Annotated in this window: 22 protein-coding genes; 13 read left to right on the top strand and 9 right to left on the bottom strand. The window is 75.6% G+C overall.

Annotated elements, in window-relative coordinates; translation table 11 throughout:
* Positions 1 to 169: 169 nt before the first annotated feature.
* Positions 170 to 886 carry an alpha/beta fold hydrolase gene (locus KOV94_RS06410; protein ID WP_218051537.1) on the bottom strand — a complete coding sequence of 239 codons (717 nt, stop codon included), beginning with the start codon at positions 884 to 886 and terminating at the stop codon, positions 170 to 172.
* 91 nt (positions 887 to 977) lie between these two features.
* Here KOV94_RS06410 and KOV94_RS06405 point away from each other — a divergent pair, with 91 nt between their 5' ends.
* On the top strand, positions 978 to 1,811 hold the full coding sequence (locus KOV94_RS06405; protein ID WP_218051536.1) for a helix-turn-helix transcriptional regulator: 834 nt from the start codon (positions 978 to 980) through the stop codon (positions 1,809 to 1,811).
* A gap of 73 nt (positions 1,812 to 1,884) precedes the next feature.
* Here the strand turns inward: KOV94_RS06405 and KOV94_RS06400 are convergent, their stop codons facing one another.
* On the bottom strand, positions 1,885 to 6,102 hold the full coding sequence (locus KOV94_RS06400; RefSeq protein ID WP_218051535.1) for an immunoglobulin domain-containing protein: 4,218 nt from the start codon (positions 6,100 to 6,102) through the stop codon (positions 1,885 to 1,887).
* A 169-nt stretch (positions 6,103 to 6,271) separates the two neighbouring features.
* Between KOV94_RS06400 and KOV94_RS06395 the strand changes: the two genes are divergently transcribed.
* From KOV94_RS06395 to KOV94_RS06360, 8 genes are all read left to right on the top strand, one after another.
* A complete protein-coding gene (locus tag KOV94_RS06395) occupies positions 6,272 to 6,664 on the top strand; it encodes a DUF6916 family protein (protein ID WP_124343763.1) in 393 nt (130 codons plus the stop codon).
* A gap of 23 nt (positions 6,665 to 6,687) precedes the next feature.
* Entirely contained in the window at positions 6,688 to 7,176 is a 489-nt protein-coding gene (locus KOV94_RS06390) for a GNAT family N-acetyltransferase (RefSeq protein ID WP_218051534.1), read from the top strand.
* The gene (locus KOV94_RS06385; RefSeq protein WP_124343761.1) at positions 7,173 to 7,568 is read left to right on the top strand and encodes a hypothetical protein; all 396 of its coding nucleotides are present in this window, start codon (positions 7,173 to 7,175) and stop codon (positions 7,566 to 7,568) included. Before KOV94_RS06390 ends, KOV94_RS06385 begins: the two co-directional genes overlap by 4 nt.
* Positions 7,568 to 8,092: a phage tail protein gene (locus KOV94_RS06380; protein ID WP_218051533.1), complete on the top strand. Its 525-nt coding sequence runs from the start codon at positions 7,568 to 7,570 to the stop codon at positions 8,090 to 8,092. The genes KOV94_RS06385 and KOV94_RS06380 overlap by 1 nt, the downstream gene beginning before the upstream one ends.
* 9 nt (positions 8,093 to 8,101) lie before the next feature.
* Positions 8,102 to 8,596 (top strand): phage tail protein, encoded by a 495-nt coding sequence (locus KOV94_RS06375; RefSeq protein WP_218051532.1) that lies wholly within the window; start codon positions 8,102 to 8,104, stop codon positions 8,594 to 8,596.
* Positions 8,597 to 8,599: 3 nt separating this feature from the next.
* The gene (locus KOV94_RS06370) at positions 8,600 to 9,136 is read left to right on the top strand and encodes a phage tail protein (protein ID WP_218051531.1); all 537 of its coding nucleotides are present in this window, start codon (positions 8,600 to 8,602) and stop codon (positions 9,134 to 9,136) included.
* 161 nt (positions 9,137 to 9,297) lie between these two features.
* Positions 9,298 to 10,311, top strand: coding sequence for a chymotrypsin family serine protease (locus KOV94_RS06365; protein ID WP_225916123.1), 1,014 nt, complete (start codon positions 9,298 to 9,300; stop codon positions 10,309 to 10,311).
* Between the two features lie 54 nt (positions 10,312 to 10,365).
* Positions 10,366 to 10,584, top strand: a complete 219-nt coding sequence (locus KOV94_RS06360) for a hypothetical protein (RefSeq protein WP_124343756.1) — start codon at positions 10,366 to 10,368, stop codon at positions 10,582 to 10,584.
* Between the two features lie 166 nt (positions 10,585 to 10,750).
* Here KOV94_RS06360 and KOV94_RS06355 read toward each other — a convergent pair whose 3' ends face one another.
* Positions 10,751 to 12,097 carry a lytic polysaccharide monooxygenase gene (locus tag KOV94_RS06355; RefSeq protein WP_124343755.1) on the bottom strand — a complete coding sequence of 449 codons (1,347 nt, stop codon included), beginning with the start codon at positions 12,095 to 12,097 and terminating at the stop codon, positions 10,751 to 10,753.
* 329 nt (positions 12,098 to 12,426) lie between these two features.
* Here KOV94_RS06355 and KOV94_RS06350 point away from each other — a divergent pair, with 329 nt between their 5' ends.
* Positions 12,427 to 13,863 (top strand): GGDEF domain-containing protein, encoded by a 1,437-nt coding sequence (locus tag KOV94_RS06350; protein WP_124343754.1) that lies wholly within the window; start codon positions 12,427 to 12,429, stop codon positions 13,861 to 13,863.
* Positions 13,864 to 13,882: 19 nt separating this feature from the next.
* Here KOV94_RS06350 and KOV94_RS06345 read toward each other — a convergent pair whose 3' ends face one another.
* Positions 13,883 to 15,808 carry an NHL domain-containing thioredoxin family protein gene (locus KOV94_RS06345; protein ID WP_218051530.1) on the bottom strand — a complete coding sequence of 642 codons (1,926 nt, stop codon included), beginning with the start codon at positions 15,806 to 15,808 and terminating at the stop codon, positions 13,883 to 13,885.
* Between the two features lie 179 nt (positions 15,809 to 15,987).
* Here KOV94_RS06345 and KOV94_RS06340 point away from each other — a divergent pair, with 179 nt between their 5' ends.
* On the top strand, positions 15,988 to 17,520 hold the full coding sequence (locus tag KOV94_RS06340; RefSeq protein WP_124343752.1) for a hypothetical protein: 1,533 nt from the start codon (positions 15,988 to 15,990) through the stop codon (positions 17,518 to 17,520).
* A 19-nt stretch (positions 17,521 to 17,539) separates the two neighbouring features.
* Here KOV94_RS06340 and KOV94_RS06335 read toward each other — a convergent pair whose 3' ends face one another.
* The gene (locus tag KOV94_RS06335; protein WP_218051529.1) at positions 17,540 to 17,704 is read right to left on the bottom strand and encodes a hypothetical protein; all 165 of its coding nucleotides are present in this window, start codon (positions 17,702 to 17,704) and stop codon (positions 17,540 to 17,542) included.
* 254 nt (positions 17,705 to 17,958) lie between these two features.
* On the bottom strand, positions 17,959 to 19,041 hold the full coding sequence (locus KOV94_RS06330; protein WP_124343751.1) for a lytic polysaccharide monooxygenase auxiliary activity family 9 protein: 1,083 nt from the start codon (positions 19,039 to 19,041) through the stop codon (positions 17,959 to 17,961).
* A gap of 242 nt (positions 19,042 to 19,283) precedes the next feature.
* Between KOV94_RS06330 and KOV94_RS06325 the strand changes: the two genes are divergently transcribed.
* Together KOV94_RS06325 and KOV94_RS06320 are read left to right on the top strand one after the other, a co-directional pair.
* Positions 19,284 to 20,105 carry a patatin-like phospholipase family protein gene (locus tag KOV94_RS06325; RefSeq protein WP_124343750.1) on the top strand — a complete coding sequence of 274 codons (822 nt, stop codon included), beginning with the start codon at positions 19,284 to 19,286 and terminating at the stop codon, positions 20,103 to 20,105.
* Positions 20,102 to 21,187 (top strand): 1-acyl-sn-glycerol-3-phosphate acyltransferase, encoded by a 1,086-nt coding sequence (locus KOV94_RS06320; protein WP_218051528.1) that lies wholly within the window; start codon positions 20,102 to 20,104, stop codon positions 21,185 to 21,187. Before KOV94_RS06325 ends, KOV94_RS06320 begins: the two co-directional genes overlap by 4 nt.
* On the opposite strand, the gene KOV94_RS06315 is transcribed toward KOV94_RS06320, so the two are convergent.
* From KOV94_RS06315 to KOV94_RS06305, 3 genes are all read right to left on the bottom strand, one after another.
* A complete protein-coding gene (locus tag KOV94_RS06315; protein WP_308160396.1) occupies positions 21,166 to 22,233 on the bottom strand; it encodes a methyltransferase in 1,068 nt (355 codons plus the stop codon). The genes KOV94_RS06320 and KOV94_RS06315 overlap by 22 nt on opposite strands.
* Before the next feature lie 415 nt (positions 22,234 to 22,648).
* Entirely contained in the window at positions 22,649 to 23,254 is a 606-nt protein-coding gene (locus KOV94_RS06310; RefSeq protein ID WP_218051527.1) for a TetR/AcrR family transcriptional regulator, read from the bottom strand.
* Between the two features lie 53 nt (positions 23,255 to 23,307).
* Positions 23,308 to 25,350 carry an amino acid adenylation domain-containing protein gene (locus tag KOV94_RS06305; RefSeq protein ID WP_218051526.1) on the bottom strand — a complete coding sequence of 681 codons (2,043 nt, stop codon included), beginning with the start codon at positions 25,348 to 25,350 and terminating at the stop codon, positions 23,308 to 23,310.
* Positions 25,351 to 25,467 lie beyond the last annotated feature (117 nt).

Raw genomic sequence — 25,467 nt, 5'->3', positions numbered from 1 at the left:
GGTCGCCGGGGCGTCGCGCTGCGCGGACATGGGCAGGGCGCTCCGGCCGTCTGACCTTCGGACTGGTGTCGGGCTCGCGCTGACAGGCGGGCCGAGCGGAGCGGGGTGCTCCCGAGGTGCAGGTGGTGCAGCGTCCGACCGGGCGCGCGTCCCAGACCCGGACCGAGGGTCAGGCTCGCGCGGCGTCGACCAGGGCCGCGGCGAGGTCGTCGGGGCGGCTGAACATCGGCCAGTGCCCGGTCGGCGGGTCGACGTACGTGACGTCGTAGCGGCCCATCTCGGTGTGCAGCGGCGGACCGCCGTCGACCATCGTCAGCAGCACCTCCGACGGCAGGCTCGTGCAGATCGCGGTCACGGGGACGGCGAACCGGCGTTCGTCGCTGACGTGCACCGCGGCGCGTGCGACGCCGGCGGGGTGCGGGAGCGCCCGCTCCCGGAGCCGCGCGAGCGCGGCGTCGTCGAGGCCCTCGAGGCTCGACCCGCCGTCCGCGAGCTCCTCCCACGACGGGAACGCCTGGCCCGCCGAGTCGGCGGGCAGGTCCGGGACGAGCGCGTTGCCGTCCTCGAGCGGACCGCTGTCGACGTAGACGGCACGGCGGACGCGGTCGGGCCGCCGGTCGACGACCTCCCCGACGACGGCGCCGCCGCCCGAGTGGCCGACGAGCACGACGTCGTCGCCGTCGTCGGCGATCCGGTCGACGAGCTCGACGACGGCCTGGACGTGGTCGGCGCGCGTCACGGCCGACGCGTCGTCGGACGGGTCGAGGCCCGGGAGCGTGACGGCGTGCGGGACGAGCCCGGCGGCGCGCAGCCCGGGCAGGACGTCGTCCCAGGCCCATCCGCCGAGCCAGGAACCGGGGACGAGGATCAGGTGCGTGGTGGTCATGGCACCAGCGTCCCGCGACGTCGGTGACACCGGCATGTCACCTTCGTGTCACCATCATGGGAGGTCCGACGACGACCCCGGGAGCCCGCTCGTGAACCGCACCGACCGCCTGTACGCGATGGCCGAGGAGCTGCGCCGCGTCGGCCCGCGCGGCACCACGAGCGCGCGTCTGGCGCGGCTGTTCGAGGTCACCACGCGCACCGTCAAGCGCGACGTCAGCGCGCTCCAGCAGGCCGGCCTGCCGGTCGTCGCGCAGGCCGGAGCGGGCGGCGGCTACGTGCTCGTCGGCGCGACGCTGCCGCCCGTCGCCCTCACGCCCGCGCAGGCGGTGGCGCTCGCGCTCGCGGTCGACGCGCTGCCGCCCGGCAGCCCGTTCGGCGTCGACGCCCGGACGGCGCGCGACAAGGTGCTCGACGCGATGCCCGCGACCGACCGCGCCCGCGCGCAGGCGCTCTCGCAGCGGGTGTGGACGCGACCCGACGCGGCGTCGGCCGACGCCGCTGCGCGCGTGGGATGGTCGCGACGCGCGGGCACGCAGAGCGGCGCGTCCGGGCCCTCCGACGGCGGCGCGCAGGGCTCGCCGGCCCGGTCGTCCGCGCCTGGCGTCGCGGCTGTCGCCTCTCCCGGGGTGCTCCGGGCCGTCGAGGACGCGCTGTCCCGCGAGCGGGTCCTCGCGATCGAGTACGTGACCGTCGCCGGTGACGCGTCGCACCGTCGCGTCGAGCCGATCGTCCTCACGCGCACGCACGGCCGCTGGTACCTCGCGGCGTGGTGCCGCACGCGCGACGACGTGCGCTGGTTCCGCCTCGACCGCGTCCGGCGCGCCGACGTGACGGCCGAGCCCTACGACGCGAGGCCGGTCGCGGTCGTGGGCGCACCACCCGACGACGCCCGGCCGGTCGGTCGTCGCGCGGAGGACGACTGACGCGACGCGTCGGGCACGACGCCCGCGGGGCGCGGACGACGACGGACGCGACGCGTCAGGCCCGACGGCCCGTTCAGGTGCGGCGACGCCTGCCGAGGAGCGCACCTGCCGCGCCCAGCACGACCAGCAGACCCGCAGCCGCCGCGATCGGGGCGACGGTGCTGCCGGTGCTCGACAGCCGTCCGCCGGCTACCGCGCCACCGGTCCCGGTCGCGCGCGAGCCCGCCGACGAGCCGGTCCCGCTGCCGGAGCCGGCCGCGCCGGGCGCGGCGCTCGGCGACGGGCTCGGGGCCGCGGCGACGGAGACGGTCACGGGCCGCAGGACGGTCTCGCCCGCGGCGTCGACGACGACGAGCCGCAGCTGCATCCCGTCGTCGGCGCGCGTGGGCGTGAACGTCGCGGTGAACGCGGTGCGCGTGGCGGGTGCGGCGGCGGACCGCAGCGACCGCACGGACGCGACCCCGGTGATGGTGTTGGTCGCGACGGACGGTCCGACGGGCGCCCACGTGGCGCCGCCGTCGCGCGACTCCTCCCACCGGCCCTGCAGGCCCGACCCGAGGACGACGAACGTGACGGTCGTGGGGGTCCCGGCGACGGACGCGACGGGCGCGCCGACGCTCGGCCCGGCGACCTCGACGGGGTCGGGCACGACGGTGAGCGTCGCGGGGGCGCTGCGCACGGTCGCCGGACCGCTGCCGAGGGTCGACGTCGCGACCGCACGGACGAGCAGCCCGTCGTCGGCGGCGTCGGCCGTGACCGTGAGCGTGGTGCCGACGGCACCCGCGACGGGCGTCCAGGCGGTGCCGTCGGTCGAGGTCTCCCAGGTGACGTCCGGCGCGGGACGGCCCGAGACGGTCACCGTGAACGTGGCGTCCTCGCCGGGGCGCGTGACGACGTCGGCCGGGGAGCTCACGGCCGGCGGCGTGCGGACGCCCAGCGTCGCGGCGGCGGACGTCGCGGTGCCGCGCACGTTGGCCGCGACGGCGCGGTACGACGACCCGTGGAGGGCGTCGGTCGCCGTGACGGTGTACGTCGTGCCGGTCGCGCCCGCGACGTCGGTCCACGTGCTGCCGTCGGCCGACGTCTGCCACTGCACCGTCGGCGTGGGCAGGCCGGTGACGCCCACCGTGAACGTGGCAGTGCCGCCGGCGTCGACGGTCGTCGCGACGGGATCGGTGACGGTCGGCGCGTCCTGGACGGTGAGCGTCACCGGGTTGGTGTCGGCGACGCCGTGACCGGTGAAGCGGGCCCGCACCTGCAGGCCGTCGTCGGACGCGGAGAGGAGGCGCGTCCAGAAGACGTCGGTCGCGCCGGGCACGTCGCTCCAGGTGGTGCCGTCGGTCGACGTCTGCCACTGGACGGTCGGCGCGGGGTTGCCGTGCGCGGCCGCGGTGAGCAGCGCGCTGCCGCCGACGACACCGGTCACGGCGACGGGGTGGACGTCGACGACGGGCCCGTGCAGCACGTGCAGGACGCCCTCGGTGCTGGTCGCGGTGGACGTGCCGTCGAGCAGGACGGACGTCGCGACGGCCCGGTAGCGAGCCCCGTCGAGCGAGGCGTCCCCGACGACGGTCAGCGTCGCGCCGACGCCGCCGGGCACGTCGGTCCACGGCCCGTCGACGAGCCGCTGCCAGCGGACCGCGGGTGCGGGCGACCCGCCGACGACGGTCGTGAGCTGCGCGGTGGCACCGGCGACGACCGTCACGTCGGCCACGGGCGCCAGGGTCGGTCGGGTCTGCACGGTCAGCGTCGCGGGGGCGGTCTCCGCCGCGCCGTGGCCGGTGAAGCGCGCGCGCACCAGGAGCCCGTCGTCGGACGCCGAGAGGAGGCGCGTGTAGAAGACGCCGGTCGCACCGGGCACGTCGGTCCACGTCGTGCCGTCGGCGGACGTCTGCCACTGCACGCTCGGCGCGGGGTTGCCGTGCGCCGCGGCGGTGAGCAGCGCGCTCGCGCCGGCGAGCGCGGTGACCGGCTGCGGCTGGACGTCGACGACCGGCCCGTACCGCACGTCGAGGAGGGCCTCGCTGCTCGTGACCGAGACGGTCCCGGTGACCAGGACGGACGTCGCGACGGCCCGGTACCGCGCCCCGTCGAAGGTCGGGTCGACGACCACGGACAGCGTCGCGCCGACGCCGCCGGGCACGTCGGTCCACGTCCCGTCGACGAGCCGCTGCCAGCGGACGGCCGGTGCGGGCGCCCCGCCGACGACGGTCGTGAGCTGCGCGGTGCCGCCGTCGGCGACGGTCACGCCGGCCACGGGGGACAGGGTCGGTGGTGTCTGCACCGTGAGCCGTGCGGCGGCGGACCGGGCGACGGTCTCGCCGGTGTGCACGGCCCGGACACGCAGGCCGTCGTCGGTCGCGGCGACCGCGGGCAGCGTGAGGGTCGTGCCGGTCGCCGACGCGACGGGCGCCCACGTCGTGCCGTCGGCCGACCGCTCCCAGGTGGTCGTGGGCTGCGGCGTGCCGGCGGCGTCGCTGGTGAAGACCGCGTCCTGCCCGGCGACGACGGTGACGTCGACGGGGTCGGCCGTCGTCTCGGCACCCCACCGGACCTCGAGCGTCGCGGCGAGCGACGTGACGGGTGCGCCGTAGCCGTTCTGCACGACGGCGACGTACCGGGTGCCGTCCAAGGCGCGCGTCGTGCCGGTGACCGTGAGCGTCGTGCCCGTCGCGCCGGGGACGTCCGTCCAGGTCGAGGAGCCGGGTGCCGCGGTGCGCCACTGCACGGTGGGGGTGGGCGTGCCCGTCGCCCCGACGGAGAACGTCGCGGTCGTGCCCTCGACGACGCTCGCGGCGGTCGGCTGCGCGGCGATGCTCGCGGGCACGGCGGTCGTGACGGTCGTGCCGGCCGTGGAGCCGTCGACGGTGAGCGAGACGCGCGGGTCGCCCGCGGCGATCGTGAGGGTGGTGCCGGCGGCGACGTCGGACCCGAGCGTCGCGTCGCTCCCGGCGAGCGAGCCCGCGGTCGTCGACCAGGTGAGCGGGACGTCGGCCAGGACCGCGGCCAGCGCGGCGGGCACCGCGGAGCCGTCGGACATCGTCACGGCGGCGCTGATCGCCGACGTGCGGCCCGGCAGGTCGATCGTCGGCGACGCGGCGAGCGCGAGCCGCGCGAACGGCTCGAGGGTCGCCGCGTCGGGCGCCGTGTCGCACCCGGTCGCGGCGGCCGGGTCGACACAGCCCCACCAGTTGCCCGGCACGGTCGCGCCGCCGCGCACGGCGTCGCGCGTGACGGTGCTGCCGACGGTGGTCGCGTTGCCCGCGAGGCGGGACGCGGTGACCTGCCCGTGGGCGAGGACGAGCGCGCCGAACGACGACGGCGTCCCCGCGGACGCGGTCACGGTGTTGGCGACGACGGTCGAGCCGGTGACGGTCGCGGTGCCGGACTCGACGAGGACCGCGGAGCCCTGCGCCGACGCACCCGACGTGGTCGTCACCCGGTTGCCCAGGAACGTCGAGCCGGTGACGGTCACGTCGACGTCGCCCGCGACGAACAGCCCACCGCCGCCCGTCACGCCCGCGCCGAGCGCGCCCACCGAGGTGTTGAGCTCGAACCTCGACCGCTCGACGACGACCGCGTCGTCCGGGTCGACCCCCACGAAGGCGATCGCGCCGCCGGCCGCGTCGGTCGCGGTGCTGCCGTCGAGCAGGCAGTCGCGGACCGTGAGCGACCCGCCGCTCATCTGCACCCCACCGCCGACCGCGCCCTGGTCGGAGATGCCGGCGGGCACGTTGGTGCTGGCCGTGACGCGGCACGAGCTGAGCGTGAGGGTGTCGGGCGCACCGGCGACCGCCGACCCCGCGACGACCGCGCCGCCGCCCCACCACGGGTCGGCGAGCGTCGGGCGTCCGCCCGTGAGCGTGACCGCGCTGACGGTGACGTCCACGCGCCCCACGCCGAGCGGGTCGAGGTCGAGCACCCGCGACGCGCCGTGCGCGTCGATCCGCGTGGCGTCCCGGCCCGCACCCGTGACGGTCAGCGTCCGACCGCCCGACGTCGGCGCGTAGACGAGTGCACCGGCGGTGAGGGTGACGACGCCGCCCGGGAGGGTCACCGCGGCGTCGGTCAGCGACTGCGCCTGGCACAGCGCCTCACGCAGCGACAGGGTCGCCGGCGTCGCGTCGGAGCACGTCCCGTCGACGGACGCGTCGGCGGTCGTCGTGACGACGAGCGGCGTCGGCGCGGCGACGGCGGCAGGGGCGGCCAGGACCGAGCCCGACAAACCACCCGCCAGGACCGCCGCAATGGCGACGAATCGGTGAAATCGCAGGTCAGCGCGGTGCGGCACCGGGTCAGCGTAGAAGGATTCACCCGCTGCGAGGGTCCGGCGGCGGGGGTGAAACCTCGTAGGCTCACGACGCCGCGCGACCTTCCGCACCCCCGTCGCGCACACCCCTGACCACCGTGCCGACCTGCCCTCGAGGCCCCCCGCACGCCCCGCCCGACAGGAGGACGCCGTGCTCCAGCGCCGCACCGTCTCGCGCCGCGCCGTCCTCGCCGGTGGCGCCGGGGCCGTGGCGGTGGGGGCCGTCGCCGTCGCGGTCGGCGTCCCGCTGTCGCGCCGCACCCTCCCGCTCGAGCTCGCCGCGGTGCGGGCGCTCGTGGGCAGCCGGTTCCGCACCGACGCCGACGGCACGACCCACGTCCTCACGCTGGCCGCGGTGACCGGACCCGCGGGTGCCGCGCCGACGGCCGACGCGTTCGCCCTGACGTTCCGCGCGGCGTCGACGCAGGACCTGCCCGGCGCGATCCGCACGCTCTCGCACGACGACGGCGACCTCGTCCTGTTCGTCGGACCGGTCGGCCCCGACGGCACGGACCTCGAGGCCGTCGTCGACCGGACCGTCTAGTGGGTCTCCGGGGAGGACCGGCCGTGCTCACCCTGCGCCGCACGTCGCCCGCCGACACCGCGTTCGTGGCCGAACTCTACGCCGCGACGCGCGCCGACGAGGTCGCCGGGTTCGGCTGGGACGACGCGACGACGGCAGCGTTCCTGCGGGGGCAGCACGCCGCACGTGAGGCCGCGTTCGCGGCGACGGCGACCGACGACGCGGTCGTCGAGGTCGACGGCGTCCCCGTCGGCCGCCTGGTCACCGCGCGGCGCGAGGCCGGCGTCGTGCACGTCCTCGACGTCGCCGTGCACCCGGACCACCAGGGCCGGGGGACCGGCACCGCGGTGCTCCGCGACGTCCTCGCCGACGCCCACGCGGCCGGTACGACGGTGCGGCTGCACGTCCGGGCGACGAACGTGCGCGCCGCCGCCCTCTACGCGAGGCTCGGGTTCGTCCCGGTCGACGACGCCGAGGCCCCCTCGCCGACCGCCGGGACGGTGCTCGACGTGCTGCTGGAGGCCCGCCCGTGACTGTCGCCACCTGGTCCGACTGGCGTGCCGCCGTGGGCGCCGTCGTCCCCGCCGGCCCGCACGGCACGTGGACCGTCCGGTCCTGCTCGGACCGCCGGACCTCGGCAGGCTGGGCGACGTGGGACGTCACGTTCCTGGCCCCGGCGGGCACCGGTCAGGAGACGGTCGTCCTCGACCTGCCCGGTGCGGGGCCCCAGACGCTGCTCGCCGTGCCGAGCGCCGCGCACCCCGACGGCGCGCTGCTCGTCGCGACGTTCGTCGTCCCCGACGACGCCCCCGCCGGAGCCGACCCCACCGGCCACGACCCCGGCGCCGCCGACCCCACCGACCTGACCCACCCGACGACCGACGGCACGCGCGGCCCCGCCGCCGACGCCGGGACGGAGGCATGATGTCCACGCCGTACATCGGCGAGATCCGCATGTTCGCCGGGAACTTCGCCCCTGCGGGCTGGGCGTTCTGCGACGGCAGCCTCGTGCCGATCTCCGAGAACGACACGCTGTTCACCCTGCTCGGCACGACGTACGGCGGCGACGGGGTGAACACGTTCGCGCTGCCCGACCTGCGCGGGCGCTCGCCGCTGCACGTCGGGCGCGGGACGCGCTCGACGACGACGTACGTGCTCGGCGAGACGGGCGGCGTCGAGACCGTGACGCTGTCGACGCCGCAGATCCCGCAGCACACGCACCGGCCGCAGGCGTCGGTCGCCGCCGCGACCGGCCCGTCGCCCGCGGGGGCGGTGTGGGCGGCGTCGACGGCACCCGCGTTCGTGGCACCGTCGGTCACGCCGAGCACCACGCTCGCCGCCGACGCGGTCGGTCCGGCGGGCGGCTCGCAGCCGCACGAGAACCGGCACCCCGTGCTCGCGGTGTCGTTCATCATCTCGCTCTTCGGCCTCTACCCCCAGCAGGACTGAGGACACGCCATGTCGGAACCCTTCCTCGCCGAGATCCGCCTCACGGCGTTCGGCTACCCGCCCCGCGGCTGGGCGCAGTGCAACGGCCAGCTCCTGCCGATCAACCAGAACCAGGCGCTGTTCTCGCTGCTCGGCACCCAGTACGGCGGCGACGGACGCGTGAACTTCGCGCTGCCGGACCTGCGCGGACGCGTCCCGGTGCACGTCGGCCCGGGGTTCACCCTCGGCCAGGCGGGCGGCGCCGAGACGCACACGCTGACCGTGAGCGAGCTGCCGCCGCACACGCACCCGGTCAGCGCGGCGTCCACCGCCGACCGCTCCGTCCCGGGCGCCGCCCGCTGGGCCTCGACCGACGCGCCGCACTACGGGCCGACGCCCCAGGCCGTCATGGCGGACGGGCTCGTCGCGCACGTCGGCGGCTCGCAGCCGCACCCCAACATGCCCCCGTACGCCGCCCTCCAGGCCGTCATCGCGCTGGTCGGCATCTTCCCCAGCAGGGACTGACCCATGGCTGATCCGTTCGTCGCCGAGATCCGCATGTTCGCGGGGAACTTCGCCCCGAAGGGGTGGGCCCTGTGCAACGGGCAGCTCATGCCCATCTCCCAGAACACCGCCCTGTTCTCGCTGCTCGGCACGACCTACGGCGGCGACGGCAGGAGCACGTTCGGGCTGCCCGACCTGCAGGGGCGCAGCCCGGTGCACCACGGTCAGGGCCCGGGCCTGCAGCACGTCGTGCTCGGCGAGCAGCTCGGGTCGCAGACCGTCACGCTGCTCGAGTCCGAGATGCCCGTGCACGGCCACCCCGTCGCGACCCTGCCCGACGGCACCCGCGGCACGACCGGCAACCCGTCGGGTGCGGCCTGGGCGACGAGCCGCCTCGGCCGGGTCACCGAGGACCTCTACGGCGGCGGCCCGGGTGCGCTGACGATGAGCCCCGGCGCGCTGTCGGTGACCGGCGGCGGGCTGCCGCACGACAACCTGCCGCCGTACCTGGTGCTCACGTTCATCATCGCGCTCCAGGGCATCTTCCCCCCGCGCGGCTGACCCACCGCGCCCGTCGCCGGGTGCGGCGGCTGCGGTCCCGCGTCCCTGTCGTCGTGCGTCCTGCCACGACCGCGGACGTCGCCCGGCGGGTGTCGGTGCGACGCGGCAGACTTGCCGCCAAGCACCGGGACACCACCGGGCGGCGATCGGCAGGGGGGTCGATGGGATCGATGGACGAGCGCGAGGCGCGCGAGGTCAAGGCGCAGGTCAGCGACTACGTGCGGGAGCTCGCGCAGCGACGCGTGCAGGTGCAGGACATGCACGCCGCGGCGGTGCCGCTCGCGCTGGGGCTCGCCCCGCTGGCCGACGGCGGGTACGGCGTCGCCGTGCGCTACCGGCTGGGCTTCCCGGCGGTGCGGAGCATCGCGCGCAAGGTCGCGGAGCAGGTCGGGCCGGCCGCCGACGTGCGGCGCACGGGTCGGATCCGCACGCTCGCGGGACCCGGCGGCGGTCCGTCGATCACCCTGCGTCCGCCCGTCGTGACGGCCCGCTCGCTCGGCGAGACCGGCCGCGTGCGGCCGCTGCGGCCCGGGGTCTCGATCGCGCACGCGAAGGTGTCGGCGGGGACCCTCGGCGCGTTCGTCGTCGTCGACGGGCGCATGCACGCGCTGTCCAACTACCACGTGCTGTCGGGCACGCCGTCGGCCCGGATGGGCGACCCGGTCCTCCAGCCCGGACCGGCCGACGGCGGCCGCACCTCGCGCGACAAGGTCGGCGAGCTCGCGGGCCGCGTCGAGCTCGAGCCGCACGGCCGGGCCACCGTCGACTGCGCGGTCGCGCTGCTCGACGACCCCGAGGTCGACCTGCGCTACCCGGTGGGGCTCGTCACGACGACCGCACCGGCCGTCGGCAACGAGCAGGTCGCGAAGATCGGCCGGACCACGTCCGTCACGCACGGCAAGGTCACCGCGATCGAGCTCGACGACGTCGTCGTGGGCTACGGCGAGGAGCTCGGCGAGATCGCGTTCGACGGGCAGATCGAGGTCGAGTCGACGGGTGCGTCGGCGTTCTCGCGCGGCGGCGACTCGGGGTCGCTCGTGTACCGGGAGGACGGCGTCGCCCTGGGCTTGCTCTTTGCGGGTTCGGAGACGGGAGGCGAGAATGGGTCCGGGCTGACCTATCTCAACCCGATCGATGCTGTGCTCGACGCCCTCGGTGCGACGCTCGCCACCTGACCCTGCCCGGCGAGCCGCCCGACGTCGGCGTGGGCCGGCGGGAAGCGGTGCAGCATGGCGGATCTCGAGCAGGCGCGTGCAGCGAAAGAACGGTTGCGCGCCGACCTCGCCGGGCGACCAGACGTGCGGGGGATCGGGATCACACCGGACGGCGACGGGTATCTGCTCCAGGTGAACGTGTCCGCGCGCGGGCGGTCCACCCCGCTGCCCCCGGCCGTCGACGGTGTCGCCGTGAAGGTCCGCGTCGTCGGCGCCATCACGGCGAGCGCCTGACCGCGCCTCGCTCGCGCCGCTCGTCGGGCGTACCTCCTGCTCCCCGCGACCTGCCGGACGCACTCGCGCTGCGCGCGATCGGCCGCGCACGCGTCCCGCGCCACGCACGGCCGAGGGCCCGGCCGCCGTGGCGACCGGACCCTCGTGACCCGCGGCGAGGCGCTCGTCAGGCGAGCGCGCAGGGCAGCCCGTTGAGCGCGACCCCGGTCGGCTGACCCGGCGCACCGCTGCTCGACCCCATGAACCCGAACGTGACCGCTCCGTGGTGCGCGATCGTCCCGTTCCACGCGGCGCTGCGTGCCGTGACGACGGCCCCGGACTGCGTGGCCGTGCCGTTCCAGGCCTGCGTGACCTTCTCGCCCTTCGTGAAGGTCCAGGTCAGCTGCCAGCCGTTCACGGGCGTCATCGACTCGTTGGAGATGGTGACGTTGCCGACGAAGCCGCCGGACCAGGCGTTGGACACGTCGAACTTCACCGAGCACGACCCGACGGGGACCGTCCCGGAGCTGAACGTGAGCGTCGACGACCGTGCGGACACGTTGCCCGCGGCGTCGGTCGCGGTCACGTAGACGGAGTACGAGGTGCCGGGGGTGAGACCCGACAGGGTCGTCGCGGGGGAGGTCGGCCGCGCCAGCACGGCCCCCGTCGCGGCGTCGTGCACCGTGTAGCCCGTGACGCCGACCGCGTCGGTCGACGCCGCCCAGGTCAGCGAGGCGGTGGTCCCGTCGACGGCTGCGGCGGTCGGGGTGCCGGGCGCGGTCGGCGCCGTCGTGTCGACCGGGTCCCCGGGGTCGCCCGGGTCGCCGGGGTCGGTCGTGCCGCCGCCGTCGAAGACCACGTCGGAGCAGTTGTAGAACGACTCCGGGCTGTCGGTGCGCTCCCAGATCGACAGGATCACGTGCCGGCCGGTCTTCTGCGGCAGCTGCGCGGTCCAGTAGTACTCGGGGCCGGTCGGGCCGCCCGAGCGGGTCGGCGGGTTGAGCACGCGGTCGAACGGCGCGGGCTCGAGGTCGTCCCAGCCGATCGGCTGGCTCGGGTCCCAGCCGTCCTTGGTGATCCACTGCGTCCACCAGCCGGGGTGCGGCACCGTCGCCGCGTACTGGAAGGTGATCCGCCCGCCCGACTGCAGCCTCGTCGTGGGCCACTGGGTGCTCGGCGTGTTGAACGCCGCGAACTTCGGGTCCGGTGCGCAGAGCGTGCCGTCGGCGATCGTCTGGTGCTGGCCCGCGATCGTGCCCAGCAGGTTGCCGTACCAGTTGTAGAACGGGTAGTTGCTGGCTGCGAGCGCCTGCTGGCAGATCGGGTTGGTCGGCAGCATGTTGCCCGCCTGACCGGCGGCCTGTCCGCCCGCGAGCCCGTCGAGGTAGCACGCGTACGTGCGCGTCTGCGGGTAGGTGAGGCCGCCGTGGGCCTCGGCGCGCGACGCCGGCAGCGCGACGAGCGTCGCGGCGGCGAGCCCGGCGATCGCGGCGCCCACGAGGGCTCTGCGTCGCAGGGCGGTGACGGTGGACATGGCGGGACTCCTTCCGACGTGCGGCGTCGTCGCCGCGGGGCGCCTCCTGCCGGCGGCTCGCCGGGTCGTGCGGCCGCCAGGGGGCAGGGTGGCGTCAGGGTCGCCGCGTCCGACGAGCGTCGACAACCCGGCGAATGGTTTCGGCGGCGGGACGGCGGAGCGTCGACGCGGGGCACGCCCGCCTCACCCGTTCGGCTCAGCACGATCGGGGCAATTGGTGCCGCACCGGACCCGCCGGCGGGCCGATCCGACGCGGCGGCGGGGTGATCTCATGGACCTCTCATGCCCTCAACTGTTCGGACAGGTGTCCGAGGGACGATGATGGGCGCGTGACGCGCCGGGGGACCGCCGAGGGGACCCGCAGGGACCATCGGTCTGCTGCGGCGCTCGTGGGCGTCCGGGGCCTGGCGACCGCCGCGCACCGGCTGGACCGCTGCCGCACCCTCGACGAGGTCGTGGAGGTCGCCTCGACCGCCGGCGTCGACATGCTGGGTGCCAGCTCCTTCGCGGTGCTGCGCATCGAGCAGGACACCGCGCGCGTCGTCCGCGTCGTGCCGGAGCCCGCGGACCCGCGCCTCGTGTGGCGCGTGCGCGCGTCGTACCGCGCCGACGACCGCCCCGCGCTGCGACGGCTCATCCGGGACCGGGTCAGCTGGGTCGCGCACGCCGTGGACGTCGCCGGCCGGCCCGTGACGGGCTCCGACGCCGGCGCGGGTGACGCGGTCGAGGTGCAGACGCTGCGCGAGATCGACGGCGCGTCGGCGCTCGCGTCGCCCGTCGTGGTCAACGGTGCCGTCTGGGGCCAGCTGTACGCGATGCGCGAGCTCGGGTCGCCGCTGTTCGGCGTCGACGACCTCGCGCGTGCCGAGGTGCTGGGCGCGCTGCTGGGCGGTGCGATCGCGCGCGTGGACCTCGAGGGCCAGGTGCGGCACCTGGTCGCCGACGACCCGCTGACGGGTCTGGCGAATCGCCGCGTCGCGGACTCCGCGGCGGAGTCCGCCCTGGAGTCGGGCCTGGAGACGTGCATCGTCATGTGCGACGTCGACGGCCTCAAGCGCGTGAACGACGAGCTCGGCCACGATACCGGCGACGACCTGCTCCGCTCGGTCGCGGACGTCCTGCGGCGCGCGTCCGACGCGCTGCCCGGCTCGACCGCCGCGCGCATCGGTGGTGACGAGTTCTGCCTCGTGACGGTCGGGCGGCGCCGCGTCGAGGTCGCCGAGGTCGTCGCGGCGACCGTGGCCGAGTTCCCGCTCCCGCACGGCGCGGCGATCTCCTACGGCATCGCGACGACGGCCGTGACCGGCGCGACGTCCGCGCGGCACCTGTTCCGGCAGGCCGACATGGCGCAGTACCGGGCCAAGCGGGCCCGGGCGCGCGCGCTCCGAGCCGCGGCCCCGACGACCGCCGACCCGGCCGTGACCGCCGAGCGCGTCGTCGTGGCCGGCACCGCCGCGATCGTCGCCGCGCAGTCGGGGATCGTCCCGCGGCTGTGCGCGCTGGCGGCCGCCGCCACCGAGACGCTCGGCGGTGCCGGGTGGGCCGTGCTCATGCGCCGTCCCGGTGACCCGTCCGACGGGCCGGCGTCCGCAGTCGCGCGCGGTGGCGCACCGGTCGACGTGACGCAGGCCGAGTCGTCCACGACGGTGGTCGAGCACGGCCCGTGGGTCGTCGAGATCGGCGTCTCCGCGACGGCCGCGACGGGCGAGGTCGTCGACACCTCGCTCGACGCCCTGGTCGCCGTCGCGGTCCTCGGGGCCTCCTGACCGGTGCCCCGGTGCGGCGTCAGCCGTGCAGGGGGAGGGTGAGCGTCGTCGGAGCGCCCTCGACGACGCGGACCGGCACGCCCCAGTCCTGCGCGTTGAGGTGGCAGGCCGGGTACTCGACGGCCGGGTCGGCGTCGCACGACGCCGCGTGCGCGGTCACGTGCAGCACACCGTCGCCGACGGCCGGGTCGAGGCGCAGCGCGCGGGTCAGCGGGACGTCGTCGCCCGCGCCGTCGAGCAGCAGCCCGGGCGGTGTCGAGGACACCTGCAGGCGGGTCGACGGGCCGTACCGGTCGTCGTACTTCTGGCCGGCGGCGGGCGTGAACACGACGTCGAGCAGCACGTCGCCGGGCGCGAGGTCCGTCACGGGTCGCTGCGTGCGGTGGGCGCCGCCGTCGACGACCTGGCCGGCACCGGCCGGGAGCGCGACGCGCGTGACGCGGTGTGCCGCCGACTCGACGACGAGCACGTCGAGCCCGCCGTCACCGGCCGCGCCCCCGGTCAGCACGACGAGGCCGCTCGGCTCGGCGAGGTCGCCCGCCACGGTCGTCACCTCGCCGGCACCGGCGGGCTCGCCGTCGGCGGGCGGCACGTAGCGACGCACGGCGCCGTTGTAGGTGTCGGCGACGAGGACGGACCCGTCGGGCAGCGCGGCGACGCCGAGCGGGTGCTGCATGCGGGCATCGTCGGCGCGCCCGTCGCGGTGGCCGAAGTCGAACAGCCCTTCGCCGACGGCGGTGTGCAGGGTCCCGTCGGCGGGGTCGAGCCAGCGCAGCGCGGACGTCTCGGAGTCGGCGACCCACACGCGGCCGTCGGGCCCGACCGACAGCCCGGACGGCTGGGCGAGCCACGCGTCGGCGCCCGACCCGTCGAGCAGGCCCTCGTTCATGGTCCCGGCGACGTGCCGCAGCCGCGTCCCGTCGAACGACCACAGCGTGTGGTTGCCGGCCATCGCGACGACGAACGCGCCGAGAGCGTCGGACCACACCACGTCCCACGGCGACGACAGGCGCACGTCGAGCGCCGGACCGTCGTACCCGGCGCCCGTGCCGCCGCCGCGCACGTTGTCGGCCGCACCGACCATGAGCTGCTCACCCGTCCCCGCGACGGTCGTCACGTGGCCGTCGGCCAGGCGCACGCCGCGCAACGCGTGGTTGACGGTGTCGGCGACGAGCACGTCGTACCCGAGCGAGTCCCGCAGGTGGTCGGGCACGAGGGCCAGGCCGTTCGGCTCGCTGAACCGGGCGTCGTCCGGCCCGCCGTCGACCAGCCCGCGCTCGCCGGACCCGAGGCGCCGCAGCAGCGTCGACCCGTCGGCCGCGACCTCCGTGAGCGCGTGGTGCCCGGCGTCCGCGACGAGCAGCGACCCGCCGGGGAGCGCGACGGCCTTCGCGGGGAAGCGCAGCGTCCCGGCGGTCGGCGCGGGCGGCACGTACGGGCCGTCGCCGCGGTGCAGCGTGCCCTTCGCGTCGTGCTCGGCCACGAGCTCGTCGAGCAGCACCTCGAGGTTGTGCCGGTGCCCCTCGCCGGCCATCTGCGCGACGACGTACCCCTCGGGGTCGACCACGACGAGCGTCGGCCACGCGCGGGCCGTGTACGCCGACCACGTGACGAGCCCCGGGTCGTCGAGCACGGGGTGGTGGACCTCGTACCGCTCGACGGCGGCCGCCAGCGCGACCGGGTCGGCCTCGTGCACGAACTTCGGGGAGTGCACCCCGACCACGACGAGCACGTCGCGGAACCGCTCCTCGACCTCGCGCAGCTCGTCGAGGACGTGCAGGCAGTTGATGCAGCAGAACGTCCAGAAGTCGAGCACGACGACCTTGCCGCGCAGGTCCGCGAGCGTCACGTCCCGCCCGCCGGTGTTGAGCCACCCCCGCCCGACGAGCTCGGAGGCGCGGACACGGGGCAGCCGGGTGGAGGGCGTCGCGGTCACGCCCCCCATTGTCGGGCACGCGGCGGTGGGCAGCGGCTGCCCGCCGCCGCGGCAGGGACCAGCGACATCACCCGTTCGGGCGATGGGCTGACGCGCGCGAGGCCGCCAGGGTGGGGTGCCGTCGCCGACCGTGCGCGGCGGGACGGGGAAACGTCGTGCGTCTGCGCGTGCTCGGTGCGCTCGCCTCTGTGGGAGCACTCGTGGTGGGGCTCCTGCTCGCGGGGGTCGCGGCGCCTGCCGCGGCAGCGGGAAGGACGTTCAGCGGCCGGGTCTTCTCCATCACGACCAACCAGGGTCTCGCCGCCATGCGCGTCGAGATCGTCGCCGTGAACGCCGACGGCAGCTTCGGCACGGTCCTCCTCTCGGCCACGACCGCCGACGACCCGGTCGATCCCGGTCGCTTCGTCCTCGACCTGCCCGCCGAGAAGCCCGCGGGTCGCGCCGCGATGCGGGTGGTCGACCCCGCCGGCCGGTACATGCCCAGCTACGACAACTGGGGGCGGACGTACCCGGCGCCGTACGAGCTGCTGGGCGGCGGCGTGTGGGACGCCCTCTACAGCACGTACGGGCCGTGGCAGGAGACGTCGTTCGCCATGCTCGCCGCGGGCCGGTACGTGCCGGTCGTCCCCCGACGTGTCGTGGACACCCGGGTCAACGGGCACGGTCCGATGCAGCGGAACGAGTGGTACAAGTTCCCGATGCCCGCTCTGCCGGGCGAGCCCGTCGCGTTCGTGCTCAACGTGACCGCGACGCGCACGCAGTGCGCCGCCGACTACATCGCGGTCGGCATGAACATCGTCGGGTACGAGACGGGCGCGGAGTCGAGCATCGTCAACGCGCGTGCTGGGGCAGACGTCGCGAACCTGACGACGATCCGCGTGGGCACCCGCTACGAGGACCCGGCCGACTGGGTGCAGCTCTACAACCACGCGTGCCCGACCGACGTCGTCGTCGACCTCCAGGGGTACTACGACAGCGGCAGCCCGTCCGGTGCCGGCTACGTCCCCGTGACGCCCGAACGGGTGCTGGATTCCCGCACCGACGGTGGACCTCTCGACGCCGGCGAGGCGCGCCGCGTGGACCTCGCGGAGCTCGCGACCGACATGCCGGCCGACGCGGTCGCGGTCGCGGTCAACCTCACGGCGACGCGCACGACGGCGGCGACGTCCTACCTGTCCGCCTACCCCACGGGGTTCACCGCGGCACGGTCGACCAGCGTCCTCAACGCCCGCCGCGGGCAGGACGTCGCCAACCTCGCGGTCGTCCCCCTCGCGGAGGACGGGTCGATCGAGATCTACAACGACGCGGGCCGGACGGACGTCGTCGTCGACGTCCAGGGCTGGTACACGGAGAGCGGTGGCGTCTCGTTCTACCCGCTCGACCACCGGCGGCTCACGACCGGTGACGGGTTGCTCGGCGCCGGCAAGGAGCGGCTCGTCGGCGCCCCGGGACGCGGCATCGAGATCCCGGCCGACGCGCAGGCGCTCGCGGTCAACCTGACGAGCACCGCGGGTACGGCGCCCACGTCGTACGTCACCGCCTACCCCGCGGGAGCGTCGCGGCCCTTCGCGAGCAACCTCAACACGCGGCAGGGCATCGACCTCGCGAACAGCGCCGTCGTCGGGCTGGGTCCGGGCGGGCACGTCCTCTACAACGACGCGGGCAGCGTGCGTCTGCTGGAGGACGTCCAGGGCTACTTCGCGCCCGGTCCGCTGGACTGAGCCGACCCCGGACGCGCGGTCACTGGAGCCGCGAGGCGAAGGTGAGGCCGAGGGCGACGACCGCGGCGACGAGCAGCAGCAGCCAGTAGCCGCGACGGCGCCAGAACAGCGAGGGCGGCTCGGTGCGGCGCTCGTCCGACGGGTCCGGGCCGGTGGGCTCGTGGTCAGGGGGGTCGCTCGGCACGGGGCGCTCCGTCGGTCGTCGGGCGGGTCGGTCGGGCTCATCCTGCCGCGCGCCGCGGTCACGACCAAGGACCCCGTCGGCACCGCACGCCGCCGACCGGCGCCGCGATGAGCCCGCCGACCGCCGCGGTCCGCCGCTGGGACGACGAGCGCCGCACCCGCCGACCGGACCACGGTCGGGATGCCGGACGCCCGCCGCCCGACCCGTGCGGGTCAGGACGACGGGCGTCCGGGTGGTGCGGTGGAGCCGGTCGGTCAGTGCGTGCCGCAGGAGACCGCGGAGACGCCCTGGCCGTTGCCGCTGCCGATGAAGCCGGCGGTGGTGCTGGCGCCCGCGGCGAGCTTGCTGTTCCAGTCGACGCTGGTCAGCGTGTTCGCGGCGGACAGGGTGGCGCTCCACGCCTGCTGGACGGTCGTGCCGCCGATCGCGGTGTGCCAGCCGGTGATCGCGCTGGAGCCGGCCTTGACGGTGACCTCACCGACGAACCCGTTGCTCCACGAGTTCACGACCTTCACGGTCGCGGTGCAGGTGCCCGGGCCCGAGGTGTGCGTGGGCGTCGGCGTCGGGCTCTGAGTCGGCGTGACGGTCGGCGTCGGGGTGACCGTCGGCGTCGGCGTGACGGTCGGCGTCGGCGTGACCGTCGGCGTCGGGGTCACGGTCGGCGTCGGCGTGCTGGTGCCGCCGATGTTGATGTCCGAGCACAGGTAGTACGGCTGGTCGAGGTGGCTGGCCTGCCAGATCGTGAACAGCACGGCACGGCCGCTGTAGCCCGTGAGGTCGACGTCGGTCTGGTACAGGCCCGTCGTCGGGTAGCGCCCGGTCTCCTTGACCAGGGTGATGTCGTCCCAGCCGAGCGCCTCGGTGGTCGGGTCGTAGCCCGGCTTCGAGACGTAGATGCGCAGGTAGTCGGCGCCGTGCTTCGCACCGTCGGTCAGCGTGAGCTGGAACTTCGTCGGGACGTTCTTCGCGACCCACGGGCCGGGCGTGTCGAGGTAGTCGTACCGCGGCGAGAAGGTGCGGCCGCCGGAGCACAGCTGCCCGTTCGGGATGACGGCCTCGTGCCGACCGCCGACGTTCTCGCGATACAGGCCGTTCCAGTTCCACATCGCGTTCGGGTCGTGCTGGTACGCGCCCCAGCACATGGGGTCGACGTTCTTCATGTTCTGGTTGAGGTGGTCCGAGCCCCAGACCTCCCAGCACCGGTAGTTCCGGGTGGGCGGGTCCGTGACGGAACCGTGGGCGGAGGCGGGTGCGGACGTGACGACGGCGGCGCCGATGGCCACCGCGACCGCCGCCAGGGCGGCGAAGAGCGTGCGTGGGCGTGCACGGACGGTCATGTGTGCGGGTCTCCTCTCGATGCGGGACGGCCCCGTGAGCGCGTCCCGGCACCGGCCTCGCTGCCGTCCGCCGAGGTCGCGTCCCCCTAGGGCCTCCACCCTGCGGACGACCTGCCCTTTCGGGCCACCGTCTGAAGCGATTCGCGCCTCACTTTCGACACCGGGCGGCTCGGCCGTGACCAGCGGCGGCGGCCTGGGGACGTCGCCGGGCCCTGCGTCGTCGGCTGTGCCACGATCCGGTCATGACGGTGGGGTTCGTGCTGGGCGGCGGCGGTGTGCGCGGCGCCGTGCAGGTCGGCATGCTCCAGGCGCTGTTCGAGGCGGGCATCCGGCCCGACACGGTCGTCGGCACGTCGATCGGCGCGATCAACGGCGCGGCCGTCGCGGCGGACCCGACGCCGTCGGTCGTCGAGACGCTGCTGCAGGCGTGGGCGTCGCCGGCCGCCGCGGCCGTCTACGGCGACTCGTGGCCCAAGCAGCTGCGCCGGCTCGCGCGCTCGAGGACGCACCTCAACGACCCCGCACCGCTGCGTGCGCTGCTCGAGGAGATGCTCGGCGCCGACCGGACGTTCGAGCAGCTCGACGTCCCGCTGGCCGTCGCGGCGGCGTGCATCGAGCGGACCGCGGAGCGCTGGTTCGACAGCGGGCCGCTCATCCCCGCGGTGCTCGCGTCGTCGTCGGTGCCCGGCGTCCTGCCGCCGACGAAGATCGGCGACGAGCACTTCGTCGACGGGGGCATCGTGAACTCCATCCCGCTCGGCGAGGCCGTGGAGCGCGGCGCGACGACGGTGTACGTGCTCCAGGTCGGACGGATCGAGGAGGCGGTCGTGGCGCCGGAGAAGCCGAGCGACGTGGCGCGGGTGAGCTTCGAGATCGCGCGCAGGCACCGGTTCACGCGCGAGATCGAGCGGGTCCCGAAGGACGTCGCGGTGCACGTCCTGCCCAGCGGCGGTCCGGCACCCGGCGACGAGAAGCTCGGGTCGTACCGGCGGATGGACGCGACGCGACGACGCATCGACGCCGCCCGCGAGGCGACGCGCGCGTACCTCGAGGCCCGGTCATGACGTGGCGCCTGCCGCCCCGGTGGGTGCGGCGGGTCGTGCTCGCACCCGCGATCGTCGCGCTCGCGGTCCTGCTGGTGCCGACGAGCCTCATGCTCGTCCTGCTGGTGCTCGGCGCGGTGACGTGGGCCCTGCCGGGGCGTCTGCGCATCTCTCGCGCGCTGTGGATGGCGAGCTTCTACGTCCTGTGGGACGCCGCGTGCCTGGTCGCGCTGCTCGGGCTGTGGATCGGGTCCGGGTTCGGGTGGGCGATCCACCGCCCGGCCTTCGAGCGGGCCCACTACCGGCTGGCCCGACGCATGATGCAGGTGCTCTTCTGGCAGGTCCGCTGGACGCTGCGCCTGAGGATCGACATCGTCGACGCCGACCTCGGGACGGTCCTCACCGGGCAGCCGATCGTCGTCGCGAGCCGGCACGCCGGACCCGGCGACTCGTTCATCCTGGTCCACGCGCTGCTCAACTGGTTCGACCGTGAGCCGCGGATCGTCCTCAAGGACACCCTGCAGTGGGACCCGGCGATCGACGTGCTGCTCAACCGTCTGCCCACGCAGTTCATCACCCCGCGCAAGGCCCGCCGCGACGGTGCTCCCGGCCTCGCGGCGGCCGTCGGGGACCTCGCCGACGGGCTCGGGCCGCGCGGTGCGCTGCTGATCTTCCCCGAGGGCGGCAACTTCACGCCCCGACGGCGGCGCGCCCGCATCGACGCGCTGCGGCGCGAGGGTCGCGACGAGCTCGCCGTGCAGGCCGAGCAGATGACCAACGTCATGGCGCCGCACGCCGGTGGGGTGCTGTCCGCGCTCGACGAGGCGCCCGACGCCGGTGTCGTGTTCGTCGGGCACACCGGGCTCGACCGGCTCGTCACCGTGCACGACATCTGGCGCGAGCTGCCGATGGACAAGCGCATCGTCATGAAGGGGTGGAGCGTCGCCCCTGCGGACGTGCCGCGCGACCGCGACGCCGCCGAGGAGTGGCTGTTCGCGTCATGGCTGCGCATCGACGCGTGGATCGAGGAGAACGAGCCCCCGGCCGCCGGGGCTGAGCCCACCGACCGGGCGCCGAGCGGTCAGACCGCGTCGAGCACGTAGACGCGGGGGTGGTGGCCCTTCGCGAACACCCGCAACGTGTCGCGGACGGACCACAGCGCGGACGCCTCCCGCAGGCAGCGCTCCATGACCTTGACCTCGTGCGTCACGACGACGCTCCGTGCTCCCGGTGCCGCCGCGGCCCGTGCGGCCCGCAGCACCCCGGCGTGCACGTCGACGGCCGACGCGTGGTCGCCGTGCAGCGCGCTCCACGGCGGGTCGACGAGCACCAGGTCGAACGCCCCGGCCTCCCAGGGCCCGTCGGCGCCGGGGGTGCTCGTGAGCACGTCGGCCGCGACGAGTGTCGCGCGGACGTGCGCGGCGGCGAGGTTGGCGCGGGCCGCGTCGAGGGCCTCGGCGGAGACGTCGACACCGACGGCGGTCGCGGCCGGGCCTGCCAGCAGGCGCTCGGCGAGCAGCGTGCCCGAGCCGCACATGAGGTTGAGCACGCGGTCCTCGTCCCGCACGCCGCCCAGGCGGACCATCGCCGCCGCGATCGTCGCGTTGAGCGCGCCGGGGTAGTCGGTGACGCGCCACGTCCGCGCGGACAGCGGGCGCGGACCGACGCGCACGAGCACGTCCCAGCCGGGGTCGACGTCTGCCGTCGTTCGCCCGCCCGCCCCGCGTCCACCGGCGCCGGTCCTGCGTGCGTCGACGCCCGGCAGGCGCGCGCCGCGGCGGACGCGGACGACCAGCTGGCCGTCGGCGGGGTCGTGCTGCAGGCCGGTCGCGTCGTGCAGCAGCTCGGCGAGCCGCGCGAAGACGGCCGAGTCCGACCCGGCCGCCTCGAACCGGAACGACGACGAGCCGGCGACGCGCAGCGACGCGTAGACGGCGTCGACGATGCGCGCGAGGTGGTCGCCGCTGGTCAGCGACCTGGGCCGCGGCACGTCGAAGTGCAGGGAGACGTACGCGGCGACGGCGGTGCGCAGCCGCAGGACGTCGGCGAGCGGGCCGTCGAGCCGGACCGCGAGCGCGTCGTCCCGACCGGCGACGTCGACGGGTGCGCGGCGCGGAGCCAGCACCTCGACGACCTCGTCGTGCAGCACGTCGCGCAGCCCGTCGAGGTAGGTGAGCTCGACGAGCGTCCCCGTCGGGCGCGCCGCGGTCTGCGACGTCCCCCGTTCGCGCGCGGACCGTGCCGCAGGCGGCGTGCCGCGCCGCTCCCGCCGCTGGTCGCGCCGCTCGTCGGTGCTGGACCGCGGTCGCCGGTCGTCGACGCCGCCGGGCCGTGCGCGTCGCTCGTCGTTCGTCGGGCGTGCGCGTCGGTCGTCGCCGCTCGGGCGGGTGCGTCGGTCGTCGCCGCTCGGGCGGGTGCGTCGGTCGTCACCGCCGGGGCGGGCGCGCCGGTCGTCGGACGTGGGCTGTCGGCGCTGGTCGTCGGGGCGCTGACCCCCGCGACCGGGACGGCCCCGGCCGCCCGGCCCGGGGCGTCGGCCGGGTCGGCTGTCGCGGTGCGGCACGTCAGGCGGGGACGGGCGTGAGGGCGCCGACGGCGCGGAGCACGAACGTCTCGGTCTGCTCGATCGCGCGCTCGCGCTCGGCGCCGCCCTGGGGCACGCCGCGCCCGGACAGGCACGCGTTGACGAGCGGGACGATCGTGTCGACGTCCTGGTCGGGGAAGACGCCCGACTCGATCCCGGCGGCGAGGATGCGGCGCAGGATCTGCTCGACGACGACGACGTGCTCACGGACCCGCTGCTGCGCGCCGCGGGACAGGACGGAGCGCAGCTCGGGCCCGGGGGCGAGGTGGTAGACGCGCGTCAGCGACGCCTGCTGCCGGACGTAGGTGCGGAGCTGCTCGACGGGGTCGTCGATGTCGTCGAGCGAGCGCTGCAGGGTGGCGGTGTACTGCTCGGTCTCGTGCGTGATGAAGCCGAGGAGCAGCGCCTCCTTGTCGGGGAAGTGGTTGTAGACGGCGGTGCGTCCGACGCCGGCGGCCTGGGCGATCTCGGCGAGCGTGATGGCGTCGAAGCCGCGCTCGGCCATGAGGGCGGACAGCGCGGCGAAGAGCTTGCTGCGCGTCTGCTCGCGGTGCTCGTGCAGCGACCCGCCGATGATCTTGGGCATGGTGACATCGTCTCACGTTCTGTCAGAAACACGTCCCCGTGCCCGCCCGCTGGTCAGGAGCGCGCTCGCGGCCGCGCGAACACCCCGCCGATGAACCCGAGCACCGCCCCGACGAGGATCAGCGGCACGCCGTTGGTCACGACGAACGCGTCGTCGACGGGGAACTGCAGCTGTGCGACGAGCGCCCCGATCCCGAGCAGCGCGGCGAGGATCGCCGACCGCCGGATCTGCTTCCCGGTCCCGGTGAGCCCGAGCAGCATGATCAGCGCGAGGAGCGCGACCAGCAGGGTCGCGGCGACGGCCGCCGCGATGCTGATCGCGACCTCGTTGCCCGTCGACGCCTCCGTCACGACGAGCTCGAGGTCGACGACCTGACCGTCGAGCCACGGCAGCAGCGCCCCCGCGATCATCGCGAGCGCGCCGAGCCACACGAGCCACCGCTTCGCGACGGGCCGCCAGTCGCGTGCCGTCTGGGTGAGCGTCGCCGCACCCTCGACCGACCCGGCGGCGTCGCTCGCCACGACCGTCATCGCACGGGACCGCTGCGTCCCGCCGTCGGGCAGGGGCGCGTCGAACGAGAGCTGCACGCGCGCGACCTGACCGGGAGCGACCGTGAGCTGGTCCTGCGAGAACGTGAACCGCGCCTGCCCGAGCTCGTCACGGGCCGCGAGCCGCACCGTCAGCGGCGACGTGCCGGCACGGTTGTCGACGTCGACCGCGAACGCCCCGCGTCGCGCCTCGGTGGACAACGTCGCCGGCGAAACCTGCAGCCGTGCGGTCGTGATCGGGTCGGCCGGTGCGCTCACGTCGAGCACCCCCGTCGCCTCGACCTCGCGCCGCCCGTCCGACACGACGACCGAGAACGGCCGCGACGCCGACGTGCCCGGCGCCGGGGCGCTGGTCCGCAGTAGCGCGTGCACGCGCGTCGCCCGGCCGCCCGGCACGACGAACCGGTCGTGCCCGAACGAGAACGCGACGAGGCGCTGGGGGTCGCGGCCGGTCACGTCGACCGCGAGCCCGTCGTCCTCGGCCCGGTTGTCGACGATGACGTCGAACGCGCCCGTCTCCGTCCCGACGACGTGCAGGTGGCTCGGCTCGAGGCGCACCGTGAACGGCTCGGGCTCCTCCTCCGCGGCCGTGCGCTGCACGACCGTGACCGACGTCGACACGGGTCCGTCGTCGTCGGACGCCGACAACGTGAGCCGCCGCGTCGCCTCGCGACCGGGGTCCGGCGCAGGCGCGCTGAACCGCACGCGCACGTCCGCGGTGCCGAGCGCCGGGACGTCGACCGCGGGCGGCACGACGTCGGCACGCACGACGTCCTCGTCGTCCTGCACGGTCAGCGCGTAGTGCCGCGGGTGGTTCGACGCGCGGTTGTCGACCGTCACCGTGAACGCGCCGTCGGTCGCGTCGTCGAGCTGGAGCAGGTGCGGGCGCGTGGTGAGCGTCGGCGGCGGGCCGTACGGCGGCACGGTGACCCGCACGGCGACCGGCGCGGCCTTCGTCGGGTCGAGCGACGACCGCACGAGCATCGGCAGGTCGAGGTTCTGTGCGACGACCGGCTCCCCGGCGCGTGCGGCGAGCGTCACCGTGACCGTGCGTGCCTCGCCCGGCATGAGGTTCGCGTCGTCGTGCGTCACGACCAGCCACGACGGGGGCGCGAGCGCGTGCACGACCATCCCGTCGACGACCGGCGACACGTTCTTCAGCGACAGCGTGAACGTGCCCGGGGTGTCCTTCGTGACGACGACGGCCGCCTGCTCGGGCGACACGACGGGGACCTCGGCGCGCTCCTCGGGCCGCAGCTCCGCGGCGGGCGTGGACCCGGAGGCGACCCCGACCGGCCCGGTCCCGGCCGCCGGCGTCGCGGGTGCGGGCGTCGTGGGGGAGGGTGCGGTCGTCGCAGTGCTCGTCGTCGGTGCGGGCGCGGTCGCCGTCGTCGCGGGGCCCGTCACCGGCGCGGTCGTCGTGGGCGCGCTCGTCGGGCCGGTCGGCGGTTGCCCGCCGTCCCAGCCGAAGTACGTGTCGCACACCCGGCAGAACTCGGCCGTCGCCGGGTTCACGGCGCCGCACACGTCGCAGATGCGCTCGGCCATCCCGTCTCCCTCGACCTTCGTCAGGCTAGTCGCGCGGCCCCGGGCCGCGGCAGACCGTGCACGAAAGGGCAGCCGACGCTGCCCGGGCACGCCGGTGGACGTCCGCCGCGCCACGAA

The organism is Cellulomonas algicola (genome assembly GCF_019024305.1).
GTDB classification, from domain to species: domain Bacteria; phylum Actinomycetota; class Actinomycetes; order Actinomycetales; family Cellulomonadaceae; genus Cellulomonas; species Cellulomonas algicola.
This window is presented reverse-complemented; position numbering and strand designations above follow the sequence as displayed.

Coding starts and splice junctions, on each gene's coding strand:
- KOV94_RS06410 (WP_218051537.1), bottom strand. CDS start 886: ATGACCACCACGCACCTGATCCTCGTCCCCGGTTCCTGGCTCGGCGGA.
- KOV94_RS06380 (WP_218051533.1), top strand. CDS start 7,568: ATGTCCACGCCGTACATCGGCGAGATCCGCATGTTCGCCGGGAACTTC.
- KOV94_RS06375 (WP_218051532.1), top strand. CDS start 8,102: ATGTCGGAACCCTTCCTCGCCGAGATCCGCCTCACGGCGTTCGGCTAC.
- KOV94_RS06370 (WP_218051531.1), top strand. CDS start 8,600: ATGGCTGATCCGTTCGTCGCCGAGATCCGCATGTTCGCGGGGAACTTC.
- KOV94_RS06365 (WP_225916123.1), top strand. CDS start 9,298: ATGGGATCGATGGACGAGCGCGAGGCGCGCGAGGTCAAGGCGCAGGTC.
- KOV94_RS06360 (WP_124343756.1), top strand. CDS start 10,366: ATGGCGGATCTCGAGCAGGCGCGTGCAGCGAAAGAACGGTTGCGCGCC.
- KOV94_RS06355 (WP_124343755.1), bottom strand. CDS start 12,097: ATGTCCACCGTCACCGCCCTGCGACGCAGAGCCCTCGTGGGCGCCGCG.
- KOV94_RS06345 (WP_218051530.1), bottom strand. CDS start 15,808: ATGGGGGGCGTGACCGCGACGCCCTCCACCCGGCTGCCCCGTGTCCGC.
- KOV94_RS06330 (WP_124343751.1), bottom strand. CDS start 19,041: ATGACCGTCCGTGCACGCCCACGCACGCTCTTCGCCGCCCTGGCGGCG.
- KOV94_RS06325 (WP_124343750.1), top strand. CDS start 19,284: ATGACGGTGGGGTTCGTGCTGGGCGGCGGCGGTGTGCGCGGCGCCGTG.
- KOV94_RS06320 (WP_218051528.1), top strand. CDS start 20,102: ATGACGTGGCGCCTGCCGCCCCGGTGGGTGCGGCGGGTCGTGCTCGCA.
- KOV94_RS06310 (WP_218051527.1), bottom strand. CDS start 23,254: ATGCCCAAGATCATCGGCGGGTCGCTGCACGAGCACCGCGAGCAGACG.
- KOV94_RS06305 (WP_218051526.1), bottom strand. CDS start 25,350: ATGGCCGAGCGCATCTGCGACGTGTGCGGCGCCGTGAACCCGGCGACG.